The organism is Sphingomonas sp. BLCC-B65 (genome assembly GCF_028550675.1).
GTDB lineage: Bacteria > Actinomycetota > Actinomycetes > Actinomycetales > Microbacteriaceae > Microbacterium.
Map to the genome: position 1 here is coordinate 1,552,895 of NZ_JAQQGL010000001.1, position 12,100 is coordinate 1,564,994.

Genomic DNA, 12,100 nt, shown 5'->3' on the forward strand with positions numbered 1-12,100 from the left:
TCATCGACTGCGATTCGTCTATGTCGAATATCTGCCCCATTTGCACCGGTGTCAAGAGGTAGTGTGACGTCAACCGTCCGCGCGCGAAAGGTCTCGGGATGATCCAGTCCATCGACCGCGCCGCGCGCATCCTCTCCCTGCTGCAGGGTGCGCGGCGCCTCGGCATCAGCGAGCTCGCCGCCGCCCTCGACCTGCCGCCGTCGACGGTGCACGGCCTCGTGAAGTCGCTGCAGGAACACGGTCTGGTGATTCAGGAGGCGCGCGGCAGTCGCTACGCCCTCGGCCCGGCGCTGCTCACCCTCTCGAGCGTGTACCTCGACACCCTCGACGTGCGCGCACGGTCGCTGCGGCGCATGCACGACCTGTCGCATCGCACCGGACTCGCCTGTCGGCTGGGTGTCGCGCACAACACGGACGTCCTCGTCATCCACCACGATCGCCGACCAGACGGCACGGAGCAGATGCCCGAGACGGGGATCACCCTCCCGGCCCACGCCTCCGCCCTCGGAAAGGTGCTGCTCGCCTACGACGACGACTTCCGCACGGAGGTGCTCGCCCACCCCCTGGCCGACCTGACCGGCGACACGGTCACCGACGCGGCTGCGCTGCAGGAGCAGCTGATCGTCGTGCGGGACGGTGCGCTGGCGACCGAGAACGAAGAGGCCGTCATCGGCGACGCCTCCGTCGCCGTTCCGGTCGCGGGCGAGGACGGCACGGTGATCGCTGCGCTCGGGGTCGTCTTCCCCGCGCCGGCATCGGAGCTGGATGCCGCAGTCCTCAAGGAACTGCGCGACGCGGCACAGGCGATCTCCCGCGACCTGGGAGCTCCGAGCTGGCCGCCCCGAGCGGGCGCGGCGGTCTGATCAGCGCCACGGGCCGTTGAGCGCGCGCAGCGCGTCGACGCGCCCCGCGGGCTACTTCACCAGCGGGAAGAGGATCGTCTCGCGGATGCCGAGTCCGGTGATCGCCATGAGCAGACGGTCGATGCCCATTCCCATGCCACCCGTCGGGGGCATGCCGTGCTCGAGCGCGCGCAGGAACTCCTCGTCGACGCGCATCGCCTCATCGTCACCACGGGCCGCGAGCTTCGCCTGCTCGACGAAGCGCTCACGCTGGATGACGGGGTCGACGAGCTCGGAGTACCCCGTCGCCAGCTCGAAGCCGCGCACGTACAGGTCCCACTTCTCGACGACTCCCGCGACGGTGCGGTGCTCGCGGACGAGCGGCGAGGTGTCCAGGGGAAAGTCCATGACGAAGGTCGGCCGCTCCAGGCCGCCCTTCACGAAATGCTCCCACAGCTCTTCGACGTACTTGCCGTGGGTCGCGACCTTCTCGGGCACCTCCACGCCCACCGACGCGGCGAGCGCCTTCAGCTCGTCCAGCGGGGTCTCGGGCGTGATCGGAGTGCCCGCGGCATCCGAGAGGGACGCGTACATCGAAATGCGATCCCACTGTCCGCCGAGATCGAACTCCGTCCCATCGGCCCACGTGACCGTCGTCGAGCCGGCCACGGCGATCGCCGCGTTCTGGATGAGCTCCTGCGTGAGGTCGGCGATGCCGTTGTAGTCGGTGTAGGACTGATAGGCCTCGAGCATCGCGAACTCGGGGCTGTGGGTCGAATCGGCACCCTCGTTGCGGAAGTTGCGGTTGATCTCGAACACCCGGTCGATGCCGCCGACGACGGCGCGCTTGAGGAAGAGCTCGGGAGCGATGCGAAGGTACAGCTCGGCGTCGAACGCGTTCGAGTGCGTCACGAAGGGCCGCGCCGCCGCCCCGCCGTGCTGCACCTGCAGCATGGGAGTCTCCACCTCGAGGAACCCGTGATCGGTGAAGGTCTGGCGCAGCGACGCATTCACCTTGGCGCGCGCGATGACCGTCTCCCGCGCCTGATCGCGGGCGATGAGATCGAGGAAGCGCGAGCGCACCCGGCTCTCCTCGCTCAGCTCGCTGTACAGGTTCGGCAGCGGCAGCAGCGCCTTCGCCGCGATCACCCAGTCGGTGACCATGATCGACAGCTCGCCGCGGCGGCTGGAGATGACCTGACCGGTCACCGAGACGTGGTCGCCGAGGTCGACGAGGTCCTTCCAGGCCTGCAGCGACTCCTCGCCCACCTCGGCGAGCGACACCATCGCCTGGATGCGGCTGCCGTCGCCGGCCTGCAGCGACGCGAAGCACAGTTTGCCCGTATTGCGACTGAACACGACGCGTCCGGCGACCGACGCGGTCACACCGGTCTCCGCGCCGGCCTCGAGATCGGCGTAGCGCGCACGCAGAGCGGCGATGGTGTCGGAGACCGGGACGGTCACCGGGTAGGCGCCGCCCGCGGCATCCGTCCGCTCGGCAAGCAGCCGCTCGCGCTTGGCGAGGCGTACCGCCTTCTGCTCGTGCACGTCGGCGAGGTCCGCTCCCTCGGCGTCAGGGGCGGCCGGGACGGGCGTGGACGCGGCGTTCGGCGTCTGAGTCATGGTGCGGGGCTCCTCGGAATCGACGTTCCAGTCTATCGAGGCGCGCCCGCGCGCCTTCCGGCGCACCGCGACCCGCGCGGTCAGCCGCCGAGGACGTCGTCGATCAGCGGCGACCCGTCCTGCAGCGCCCGGTCGACGGCGGAATGCACGAGCGCCGACAGGTAGCGTCCGGGTTCCTCGATGCCCGCCGAGCGCAGCAGCGACGTCGATTGGCGGACGACGGATGCCGAGAACGCCGTCGCTGTCGCGATGGCCTCGCCGTAGGCGGCGCGGTCGGCTTCGGCGACGACGACGGGCTCGCAGCCCAGCTCGACGGCGAGCGCCTGCGCGATCGGCAGCACCGCGGCCGGCGCCGTCACCGCCGCGAACGCGTCCTGCAGCTGGCGCAGATCCATCGAGCTGCCGGTGAAGGTGACCGCCGGGTGCACCGCGAGCGGAATCGCCCCGCGGTGTGCCGCCGGGGCGAGCACATCGGTCCCCCACGCGGGATCGGTGTGCAGGACGAGTTGCCCAATCTGCCAGCGATCGAGTTCGGCCAGACCGGCGACCAGGCTCGGCAGCTCGTCGTGCGGAACGGCGATCACCACGAGCTCGCTGCGACGCACGATCTCGTCGGCATCGAGCACGGGAACCCCGGGCAGAATCGCTTCGACGCGGTCGCGGTCGGAGCCGGCCGTGATGCCGACGAGGGCGTGTCCGGCGCCGGCCAGGGCCGCCCCGATGACGGGACCGACGCGTCCGGCGCCGATGATCCCCACTCCCAGTCTGCTCGCGCCGCTCATGCGCGTCCTTCCTCTTGGTCGGTGGTCGCGATCGCGATCGGCGCCGGCGACGCCGGGGGCGCGGCATCCCACCGGTGCGAACGGTCGCTCGCGGCGGCCGTGATCACCGCTCTCGCGGCCCGCTGCCACACCGCGACGGCGTCGTCGCGGTCGAGTGCCCCGACGGCGCCCGACACCTGCCCGGCGACGGTGTGCCCGGTGAGTGTCGCCGCCTTCTGCGAACGCCCGAGCGGCCCCTGCGACAACGCCACCGACTGCAGGCGCGCGAGCGGCAGGATCACCAGCGAGCGCCAGATGAGACCGTGACGAAGCAGAATCGCGTCCTCGGTGAGCAGCACCCCGTTGCGCCGCCACGACAGCGGGCGCAACCACCACGCGCGCCGCGGCGTCGTCACGTACGGGTCGCTCGCGTCGTGCGGGCCGAGCAGACCGTGCACGACCAGCTCCTGCCACTGCGCGGCCGAGATCCCGGGAAGGAACAGGCGCATCACCCGCTCGACGTCGTCGCGGGTGCCGACCGGCAGCACATCCGCGAACTGCTGCGACTGCGCGTCGCTGGCCGAACGCCCCGAGAGTCGGTTGACCCGAATCGACCACCAGCCGCACCCGCGCCAGAGCAGCGGCTGGCGGATCTCGAACGCGTGCACGCGGCCCGGCGGCAGCGTCTCGGTGATGGTCGTGAACAGTCCGAAGGTGATGCGCACCCCGGAGGGCATGGGAGCGATCGAGTAGCGCAGGGCGCGGGTGATGGTGCGAAACCAGTAGGCCGCGAAACCCAGCACGGCCGGTACCAGGGTGAACAGCACCCAGGGCGTGCCCACGACGGCGCCGACGATGATGGCGGCGGCCAGCACCAGCAGCCACAGCGTCGACCCCGACAGCAGCCGTGAGCCGATGAGCCTCCCCGGCGGGATGTGCACGACGGATGCCGGTTCGGCGACGGGCTGTTCGGCTCCGTCGATCAGCCCGGTGAGCGCCGCGCTGACGGTGGCGACGGCCGCCCGCCCGCGGGGTATGGATCCCGCGGCATCCGATGCCCGCGCGAGTTGGCGGCCGGAGGCGAGGCGAAGGATGTCGGCGCGCACGGCCTCGGCGTTGGTGGTCGAGAGGTATTCGAGCTTGACGTTGCTGTCGAGTCCCGCGCCGACGACCTCGAGCTTGGCCGCGCCCAGGAGGCGCGCGACCATCGGACGGGTCAGGTTGACGCCCTGCACCCGATCGAGCGGCGCACGCCGATGGGTGCGGAAGAAGATGCCGCTGCGCACCTCCACGTCGTCGCCGGTGATGCGGAACGTGTGGAAACGCCACGACAGCCAGAAGCCGCCCAGCAGGAGCAGCAGCACGGCCAGCACCGCCAGCAGCGCGAGCAGGATGAGGTTGTTGCTGACGACGTAGTCGACGGGGTCGGCCTCGTAGCGTTCCAGGTCGGCGACGGCGGGGAAGAGCCAGCCGATGATGCGGTCGCGCAGGTTCGTGATGACGATGCCGAGCACGACCACGAGGAACAGCCCGCCGCGCAGCACGGGGGTGAGGGGGTGCAGTCGATGCCACTCGCCGTCGCTGAGCGGCGAGCGCACGTCGGCGACGGCGGCGGGATCGGTCACAGGCCGGTCCGCCGTGTCTCTGCCACCGCGATCAGGGTGTCGCGCAGCAACTCGGCGGCGGACTGCCGAAGACCCGGGATCACGACGCCCGTGGTCGCCGCGGCGGTCACGAGCTTGAGCTGAGCGATGCCGAACACGCGGTCGAGCGGCCCGTGGGTGATGTCGACGAGCTGCATGCGCCCGTAGGGGACGGCGACCATGCGCTGCCAGAGGATGCCGCGGCGGAACACGAGGTCGTCCTCGCGCAGCTGGTAGCCGTAGGCGCGGGCCTGGCGCGGGAGGATCACGAGCGTCCAGACCGTCACGACGGTGACGACGCCCGCCGGAATCCACACCCAGCCGAGCCGCAGCAGGAGCGCACCGACGAGCGCCGCGGCGATGACGAGCGCGAGGAAGGCGATCGTCGAGATCAGCCGCACCCAGACGTAGTTGCGCGAGAGCTGATGCCAGGTGCCGTCGCCCAGCGGCAGCCGCTTCGTGCTGCGCGGCTCGAGGATGCGGTCGTAGGTGCCCTCGTCGAGCACGCCTTCACCCCCGGTCGTTGAGCGAGCGACGGGAGTCGAAACGCCGTCCGCCAGCGAAACGACGTCAGTCGTGGTGGGAGAGTCCGAGTCCGGGTTCGGGAGGTCCGGGGTGTTCGTCATCGTCGTCCTTCCGGATGGTGCAGAGGTGCTCGGCGACGAGTCCCGCCGCGACCAGCACGAGGCCGCCGACGATCGCGGCGATCACCGGTCCTGTCGAGCCTAACGAGGGCGCGACGGGTCGGGTGAGCAGGAAGGCCAGAAGTCCCGCCGCGACACCGGCGACACCGGCACCGACGAGCGTCGACGCCTTCGCCAGCATCGCGATGCGGACGGCGCGGAAGGGATCGACCGGGGCGGTCTGGGCGCCGGCGGTCGCTCGCCGAATCGGCAACGCGAACAGCACGAGGGCGATGCCGAGCAGGACGAGCAGGATGGGCAGCAGGAACGACGGTGTGAAAGTGGGGCGCCCTGTCACCGTCAGCACCTGGTCGACCGCGAAACCCAGGAACACGCCGATGGCGATGGCGGCGACGATCGTGCCCGCTTTGGTGCGCTTCACGCCGCGCCCCCCTCCGTTGCCGAGGTGCCGTCTGCATCCGCCTCCGCTTCGGCCTCCCGCAGCGCTGCGAGCAGATCGCGCACGCGCCCGACGCCGGGCAGCACGGCCTCGGGGTCGACCTGCAGCCACGGCTCGAGCACGAAGGTCCGCTCCCCCGCGCGCGGGTGCGGGAGGGTGAGCGTCGGGTCGGCGGAGCGCACGTCGCCGTAGGCGATGAGGTCGAGATCGAGGGTGCGGCTCTGCCAGCGGAGGTCGTCGACGCGGCGCGGCGGCCGCCCGTGCGCCTCTTCGATCGCGTGGAGGTACCCGAGCAGCACGGAGGGGGCGAGGCGGGTCGTCACGAGCGCGACGGCGTTGAGGTAGGCGGGCGCGTCCTCATCTGGACCGTCCAGCGTCAGCGCCACGGTCTCGATGGGCGCCGAGGCGACGACACGCGTCGTCAGTGGCAGACGCGCGAGCTCTTCGAGGGCCGCCGTCATGGTGGCCTGCCGGTCGCCCAGGTTGGCGCCGATCGCGATCACCGCGACCGTCTCGGCGGAGCTCGGGGCAGGCATGTCGTCGGAGAAGCCCTGCGCGAGGCGGCGGTTCATGCGGGCACTCCTTCACGGGCGCGACGGATCGTCACGCTCACGTCGTCGAACGGCACCGCGATGGGCGCCTGCGGTTTGTGGATCGTGACCTCGACGACATCCACTCGGGGGTACGCGAGGGCCCGATCGGCGATGCGCTGCGCGACGGTCTCGAGGAGGTCGGCCGGGTCGCCGGCGAGCACCGCAGCGACCTGGTCGGCGAACTCGCCGTAGTGCACGGTGTCGGCCACGTCGTCGCTGCGGGCGGCGTCGGCGAGCGAGAGCTCCAGCACGACGTCGGCGATGAAGACCTGGCCCTCGCGACGCTCGTGCTCATAGACCCCGTGGTAGCCGGTCGCCCGGATGCCGGTGAGGGTGATCCGGTCGCTCATGCGCCTCCTCCGTCGTTCTCGCCGCTCCAGTGCGCCCACACCGTCAGCGCGTCGCGGGTGGCTGCGGCGTCGTGCACGCGCACCGCCCACACGCCGGTCTGCGCCGCGAGCACGCTCGTGACAGCGGTCGCGAGGTCGCGTCGCGGGGTCGAGACCTCTGCGCCGTCGGCAGGCGCCAGCGCCTCCGCGAGGAAGCGCTTGCGGCTGGTGCCGACGAGCACCCGCGGCCCGATCGCGACGATGCGCTCGAGGGCGCGCAGCGCCTCCCAGTTCTGCGGGCCGCGCTTGCCGAAGCCGATTCCCGGATCGAGGATGACCCGCTCGGGCGAGATCCCCGCCGCGACAGCCGCGGCGAGGCGTCCCTCGAGCTCGGCGACGAGGTCACGGGCGAGGTCGGCGTAGGCCGCATGGGCGTACATGTCGGCGGAGTGGCCGCGCCAGTGCTGCAGGACGACGTCGACGTCGGATGCCGCGACCACCCCGAGCATGTCGGCATCTGCCAGCCCGCCCGAGACGTCGTTGACGATGCGCGCGCCGGCATCGATCGCCGCCTGCGCGGTGCTCGCGTTCATCGTGTCGATGCTGACGAGGGCGCCCTCCGCCGCGAGCGCCGCCACCACGGGCAGCACGCGCGCCTGCTCCTCGGCCGGGGCCACCCGCTCGGCGCCCGGCCGCGTCGACTCTCCGCCGACGTCGAGGATGTGGGCGCCGTCGATGCGCAGCGCCACGCCGTGTGCGATGGCGGCGTCGGCCGCGAGGAAGCGCCCGCCGTCGCTGAACGAGTCGGGCGTGACGTTGACGATGCCCATGATCGCGGTCATGCGGGCGTCCCCGTCACGAGCATCATGATCTCGGCGCGTGCAGACGGCTCGGCCAGCTCGCCACGCGCGGCGATGGTGACGGTCGCGGCATCCGGCTGGCGTCCTCCGCGCATCGTGACGCACTCGTGGCGCGCGGCGAGCACGACGAGCACGCCGCGCGCATCGAGGGCCGCGGCGATGGTGTCGGCGATCTGCTCTCCCAGCCGTTCCTGCACCTGCGGGCGGGCCGCGAGCACGTCGACGACCTTGGGGAGCGCACCGAGGCCCACCACCTGCTCGCCCGGCAGGTACGCGATGTGCGCGCGCCCCGCGAAGGGCAGCAGGTGATGCTCGCAGACGGAGCGGAAGCGGATGTCGCGCAGCAGCACCGCACCGGAGGGCAGCGTGTCGGGCGCCGGCCCGCGCGAGACGCTGATGGTGTGGGCCAGCGGCTCGGCGGCATCCTGCCCCACCCCGGAGAAGAAGTCGGCGTAGGCGTCGGCGACTCGCTGCGGGGTCGCCTTCAGCCCCGGGCGATCGGGGTCCTCCCCGATCGCGACGAGGATGTCGCGCACGGCGGCGGCGACGCGGTCTCGATCGACGGGCACGTCACGAGCCTAGGCGGTGGCGGGGCGCGCCTGCCCGCTCGGACGCCGCTGCGCCGCGGTCTGCGCCGCGGGCTGCTCCTCCGCGACGGATGCCGCAGCCAGCCCGGCCTCGTCCTGACGACGGGGCACGTCCACCGGCGGCAGCATCGAGACGGGGCGGTCGTCGCTGGAGAGCCACTGCGGGCGCGGCGGCAGCTTCTTGACGTCGCGGAAGATCTCGGCGAGCTCGAGGTGGTCGAGCGTCTCCTTCTCCAAGAGGGCGAGGGCGAGCTTGTCGAGGATGTCGCGGTTGGCGTTGATCACCTCGTAGGCCTCGTTGTGGGCCTGCTCGATGAGATCGCGCACCTGCTTGTCGACGCGCTCGGCGATGCGCTCGGAGAAGTCGCGGCCGTGACCCATGTCGCGGCCCATGAAGACCTCGCCGGACGACGAGCCGAGCTTGACGGGTCCGACATCGGTGGTCATGCCGTACTCGGTGACCATCTTGCGGGCGATGCCGGTGGCCTTCTCGATGTCGTTGCTCGCACCGGTGGTCGGGTCGTGGAAGACGATCTCCTCCGCGACACGGCCGCCCATGGCGTAGGTGAGCTGGTCCTGCAGCTCGTTGCGGGTGACCGAGTACTTGTCCTCCAGCGGCAGCACCATCGTGTAGCCGAGGGCCTTGCCTCGCGGGAGGATGGTGACCTTCGTGACCGGGTCGGTGTTGTTCATCGCCGCCGCCGCGAGGGCGTGACCACCCTCGTGGTACGCGGTGATGAGCTTCTCCTTGTCCTTCATGATGCGCGTGCGACGCTGCGGACCGGCGATGACGCGGTCGATGGCCTCGTCGAGTGCGCGCATGTCGATGAGCTGCGCGTTGGAGCGCGCCGTGAGCAGCGCGGCCTCGTTCAGCACGTTCGCGAGGTCGGCACCGGTGAAGCCGGGCGTCTTGCGCGCGATGACGGCGAGGTCGACCGAGGGCGAGAGCGGCTTGCCGCGGCCGTGCACCTCGAGGATGCGCTGGCGACCCTTGAGGTCGGGGGCATCCACACCGATCTGACGGTCGAAGCGGCCCGGGCGCAGCAGCGCCGGGTCGAGGATGTCGGGACGGTTCGTGGCGGCGATGACCAGCACCGAGGCCTTCGGGTCGAAGCCGTCCATCTCGACGAGCATCTGGTTGAGCGTCTGCTCGCGCTCGTCGTGACCGCCGCCCATGCCGGCACCGCGGTGGCGGCCGACGGCGTCGATCTCGTCGATGAAGATGATCGCCGGCGCGTTCTCCTTGGCCTGGTTGAACAGGTCGCGCACGCGGCTCGCGCCGACGCCCACGAACATCTCGACGAAGTCGGAGCCGGAGATGGAGTAGAACGGTACGCCGGCCTCGCCGGCGACGGCGCGCGCGAGCAGGGTCTTACCGGTTCCGGGAGGGCCGTACAGCAGCACGCCCTTCGGGATGCGGGCGCCGACCGCCTGGAACTTCGCCGGGTCCTTCAGGAAGTCCTTGATCTCCTGCATCTCCTCGATGGCCTCGTCGGCACCGGCGACATCGGCGAAGGTGACCGTCGGGGTCTCCTTCGTCACGAGTTTCGCGCGCGACTTGCCGAACTGCATGACCTTGCTGTTGCCGCCCTGGGCCGCGGAGAAGAAGAACCAGAAGAGCAGACCCAGCAACAGGATGGGGATGAGCAGCGACAGCAGGCTCTCGAAGAAGGTGGTGCGCGGGACGACGTCGTTGTAGCCGTCCTTCGGGGTCGCGGCATCCACGGCCGAGACGACCTCGTTGGCGCGCGCGCCGACGTAGTAGAACTGCACCTGCGTGGCGCCTTGGAACGGCGCGGACAGGGTCATGTCGACGCGCTGGTCGCCGTCGGTGTTCGTCACCTGGGTGACGGTGCCGCCCTTCAGGAGCGTCAGGCCCTCCTGCGTCGTGATCTGCTTCGCGCCCGTGAGCGTCGAGATCAGCGACATGCCGATCAGCAACAGGGCGCCGATGAGCAACACGTAGACGAACGGGTTGCGGCTGAGCTTCTTGAAGTCCATGATCCGCTCAGGCTACCGCGCGGCGACTATGGGGCGTCTGTGCATTCGCCACAGGCGAACCGGGAGCGGCCGCGCACCCCCGGTCGTTGAGCGAGCGCAGCGAGTCGAAACTCCCCGCGCTGCGTTCAGCTGTAGACGTGCGGCGCGAGCACCGCGACGTCACGGAGGTTGCGGAAGCGCTCGTCGTAGTCGAGGCCGTAGCCGACGACGAAGTCGGTGGGGATGTCGAAGCCGACGTAGCGGCAGTCGATCTCGACCTTGGCCGCCTCGGGCTTGCGCAGCAGGGCGAGGATCTCGATCGAGGCGGCGCCGCGCGACGCGAAGTTCTCCAGCAGCCAGCTGAGGGTCAGGCCCGAGTCGATGATGTCCTCGACGATCAGCACGTGCTTGCCGGTGAGGTCGGTGTCGAGGTCCTTGCGGATCTGCACGACACCGCTGGACTTCGTGCCGGCGCCGTAGGACGACACGGCCATCCAGTCGATGACGACGTCGCGGCGAAGCTTCCGCGAGAAGTCGGCCATCACCATGACGGCGCCCTTCAGCACACCGATCAGCAGCAGGTCCTTGCCCTCGTAATCGGCCTCGACGCGCGCGGCGAGCTCACCGAGCTTGTCGTGGATCTGCTCCTCGGTGACGAGGACGGTGGACAGCTGGTCAGCGATGTCGGCTGCGCGCATTCCTCGATCTTAGGCACGGATGCCGCGGCACCTCAGTCGGACGCCGTGAAGACCAGACGGGTGCCGCTGCGCTGGGCGCGGCATCCGGGCAGGTCGATCGGGCCCTGGCCGCGCCAATCGGTGACGAGCCGGGCGACCTCGAGCGTCTGCACGCGGGTGAGGCTCACGCCGAACTCGCTCGCGACGACGTGGCGGATGATGCGGTGGCGCAGCGCGGGCGGGTTGGCCGCGAGAGCCGGCACCGACACGGCGATGCCGGCTTCGGCGTGCTCGACGATGTCTTCGATCGTCTCGTCGATCATCTCGGCGAAGGCCGCGGCATCCTCGCGCAGCTGATCGCTCGTGCGGGCGAGCGCCTCGGCGACGCCCGGGCCGAGCTCCGCTTCGAGCACCGGCATGACGTCCTGTCGTACCCGCACGCGGAGGAACCGGCGGTCGAGGTTGTGCGGGTCCTCCCACGGCGGCAGGCCTGCGGCGTTGCACGCGGCGCGGGTGGTGGTGCGGCGCACGTCGAGCAGGGGGCGGAGGATGCGGATGCCGTCTTCGACCCGGTCGGGCGACATGCCTCCGAGGCTCGCGGCACCGGAGCCGCGAGCGAGGCCGATGAGGACGGTCTCGGCCTGGTCGTCGAGGGTGTGGGCGAGCAGGATGGCTTCGGCCCCGGCATCCTTCGCGGCGGCGAGCAGGGCGGCGCGGCGGGCATCGCGGGCAGCGGCTTCGGGCCCGCCCTCGGCGCCGACCTCGACGCGGATCACCCGGGCGGCCAGCCCCCGCTCTTCGGCGACGGCGGCCGCGCGGGCGGCGACGCGGTCGGATCCGGGCTGCAGTCCGTGGTCGATGATCGCCGCGGATGCCGCGACCCCGGCTTTCGGCGCTTCGAACGCGACCGCGTCGGCGAGCGCGAGCGAGTCCGCGCCGCCGGACAGACCCACCAGCACGGGGCCGGTGACCGTGGCGAGGGCCGCGCGCACAGCCCGGCGGATCTCGGCGACGGCGGGGTCGAGGCTGGGGCGGTGGTCCACGGCATCCACGCTAGCGACTGGCCGCGTTCACGACTCCGCCTCAATGGGGGTAGAGGCCCCCCGGAGGGCGGATCGGGGC

Annotated in this window: 13 protein-coding genes; 1 reads left to right on the forward strand and 12 read right to left on the reverse strand. The window is 71.2% G+C overall.

The features are described 5' to 3' along the window. Nucleotides 1-98: 98 nt before the first annotated feature. Nucleotides 99-863: an IclR family transcriptional regulator gene (locus PP359_RS07440; protein ID WP_499250220.1), complete on the forward strand. Its 765-nt coding sequence runs from the start codon at nucleotides 99-101 to the stop codon at nucleotides 861-863. Nucleotides 864-914: 51 nt separating this feature from the next. Here PP359_RS07440 and lysS read toward each other — a convergent pair whose 3' ends face one another. The 12 genes from lysS to tilS form a co-directional block, all read right to left on the reverse strand. Then, nucleotides 915-2,465 carry a lysine--tRNA ligase gene (gene lysS, locus PP359_RS07445; RefSeq protein ID WP_499250221.1) on the reverse strand — a complete coding sequence of 517 codons (1,551 nt, stop codon included), beginning with the start codon at nucleotides 2,463-2,465 and terminating at the stop codon, nucleotides 915-917. Nucleotides 2,466-2,545: 80 nt separating this feature from the next. Next, nucleotides 2,546-3,247: a DUF2520 domain-containing protein gene (locus PP359_RS07450; protein ID WP_499250222.1), complete on the reverse strand. Its 702-nt coding sequence runs from the start codon at nucleotides 3,245-3,247 to the stop codon at nucleotides 2,546-2,548. Continuing rightward, nucleotides 3,244-4,851, reverse strand: coding sequence for a PH domain-containing protein (locus PP359_RS07455; RefSeq protein WP_294943322.1), 1,608 nt, complete (start codon nucleotides 4,849-4,851; stop codon nucleotides 3,244-3,246). The genes PP359_RS07450 and PP359_RS07455 overlap by 4 nt, the downstream gene beginning before the upstream one ends. Next, a complete protein-coding gene (locus PP359_RS07460) occupies nucleotides 4,848-5,375 on the reverse strand; it encodes a PH domain-containing protein (RefSeq protein ID WP_499250223.1) in 528 nt (175 codons plus the stop codon). The genes PP359_RS07455 and PP359_RS07460 overlap by 4 nt, the downstream gene beginning before the upstream one ends. Nucleotides 5,376-5,439: 64 nt before the next feature. Next, nucleotides 5,440-5,934, reverse strand: coding sequence for a DUF3180 domain-containing protein (locus PP359_RS07465; protein WP_499250224.1), 495 nt, complete (start codon nucleotides 5,932-5,934; stop codon nucleotides 5,440-5,442). Further along, complete coding sequence (gene folK, locus PP359_RS07470; protein WP_499250225.1) at nucleotides 5,931-6,524, reverse strand: 2-amino-4-hydroxy-6-hydroxymethyldihydropteridine diphosphokinase; 594 nt, start codon at nucleotides 6,522-6,524, stop codon at nucleotides 5,931-5,933. The genes PP359_RS07465 and folK overlap by 4 nt, the downstream gene beginning before the upstream one ends. After that, on the reverse strand, nucleotides 6,521-6,895 hold the full coding sequence (gene folB / locus PP359_RS07475; protein ID WP_499250226.1) for a dihydroneopterin aldolase: 375 nt from the start codon (nucleotides 6,893-6,895) through the stop codon (nucleotides 6,521-6,523). Before folB ends, folK begins: the two co-directional genes overlap by 4 nt. Beyond that, nucleotides 6,892-7,716 carry a dihydropteroate synthase gene (gene folP, locus PP359_RS07480; protein WP_499250227.1) on the reverse strand — a complete coding sequence of 275 codons (825 nt, stop codon included), beginning with the start codon at nucleotides 7,714-7,716 and terminating at the stop codon, nucleotides 6,892-6,894. Before folP ends, folB begins: the two co-directional genes overlap by 4 nt. Further along, nucleotides 7,713-8,303, reverse strand: a complete 591-nt coding sequence (gene folE / locus PP359_RS07485; protein ID WP_499250228.1) for a GTP cyclohydrolase I — start codon at nucleotides 8,301-8,303, stop codon at nucleotides 7,713-7,715. Before folE ends, folP begins: the two co-directional genes overlap by 4 nt. A gap of 9 nt (nucleotides 8,304-8,312) precedes the next feature. Next, nucleotides 8,313-10,322 carry an ATP-dependent zinc metalloprotease FtsH gene (ftsH, locus tag PP359_RS07490; RefSeq protein WP_036319004.1) on the reverse strand — a complete coding sequence of 670 codons (2,010 nt, stop codon included), beginning with the start codon at nucleotides 10,320-10,322 and terminating at the stop codon, nucleotides 8,313-8,315. A 125-nt stretch (nucleotides 10,323-10,447) separates the two neighbouring features. After that, a complete protein-coding gene (hpt, locus tag PP359_RS07495) occupies nucleotides 10,448-10,999 on the reverse strand; it encodes a hypoxanthine phosphoribosyltransferase (protein WP_112932321.1) in 552 nt (183 codons plus the stop codon). Nucleotides 11,000-11,031: 32 nt separating this feature from the next. Beyond that, the gene (tilS, locus tag PP359_RS07500; protein WP_499250229.1) at nucleotides 11,032-12,021 is read right to left on the reverse strand and encodes a tRNA lysidine(34) synthetase TilS; all 990 of its coding nucleotides are present in this window, start codon (nucleotides 12,019-12,021) and stop codon (nucleotides 11,032-11,034) included. Nucleotides 12,022-12,100 lie beyond the last annotated feature (79 nt).

Excerpts from the sequence above, each read along its gene's own strand:
- hpt (WP_112932321.1), bottom strand. The coding sequence starts at position 10,999 with ATGCGCGCAGCCGACATCGCTGACCAGCTGTCCACCGTCCTCGTCACC.
- folP (WP_499250227.1), bottom strand. The coding sequence starts at position 7,716 with ATGACCGCGATCATGGGCATCGTCAACGTCACGCCCGACTCGTTCAGC.
- PP359_RS07440 (WP_499250220.1), top strand. The coding sequence starts at position 99 with ATGATCCAGTCCATCGACCGCGCCGCGCGCATCCTCTCCCTGCTGCAG.
- PP359_RS07450 (WP_499250222.1), bottom strand. The coding sequence starts at position 3,247 with ATGAGCGGCGCGAGCAGACTGGGAGTGGGGATCATCGGCGCCGGACGC.
- lysS (WP_499250221.1), bottom strand. The coding sequence starts at position 2,465 with ATGACTCAGACGCCGAACGCCGCGTCCACGCCCGTCCCGGCCGCCCCT.
- folK (WP_499250225.1), bottom strand. The coding sequence starts at position 6,524 with ATGAACCGCCGCCTCGCGCAGGGCTTCTCCGACGACATGCCTGCCCCG.
- ftsH (WP_036319004.1), bottom strand. The coding sequence starts at position 10,322 with ATGGACTTCAAGAAGCTCAGCCGCAACCCGTTCGTCTACGTGTTGCTC.
- folB (WP_499250226.1), bottom strand. The coding sequence starts at position 6,895 with ATGAGCGACCGGATCACCCTCACCGGCATCCGGGCGACCGGCTACCAC.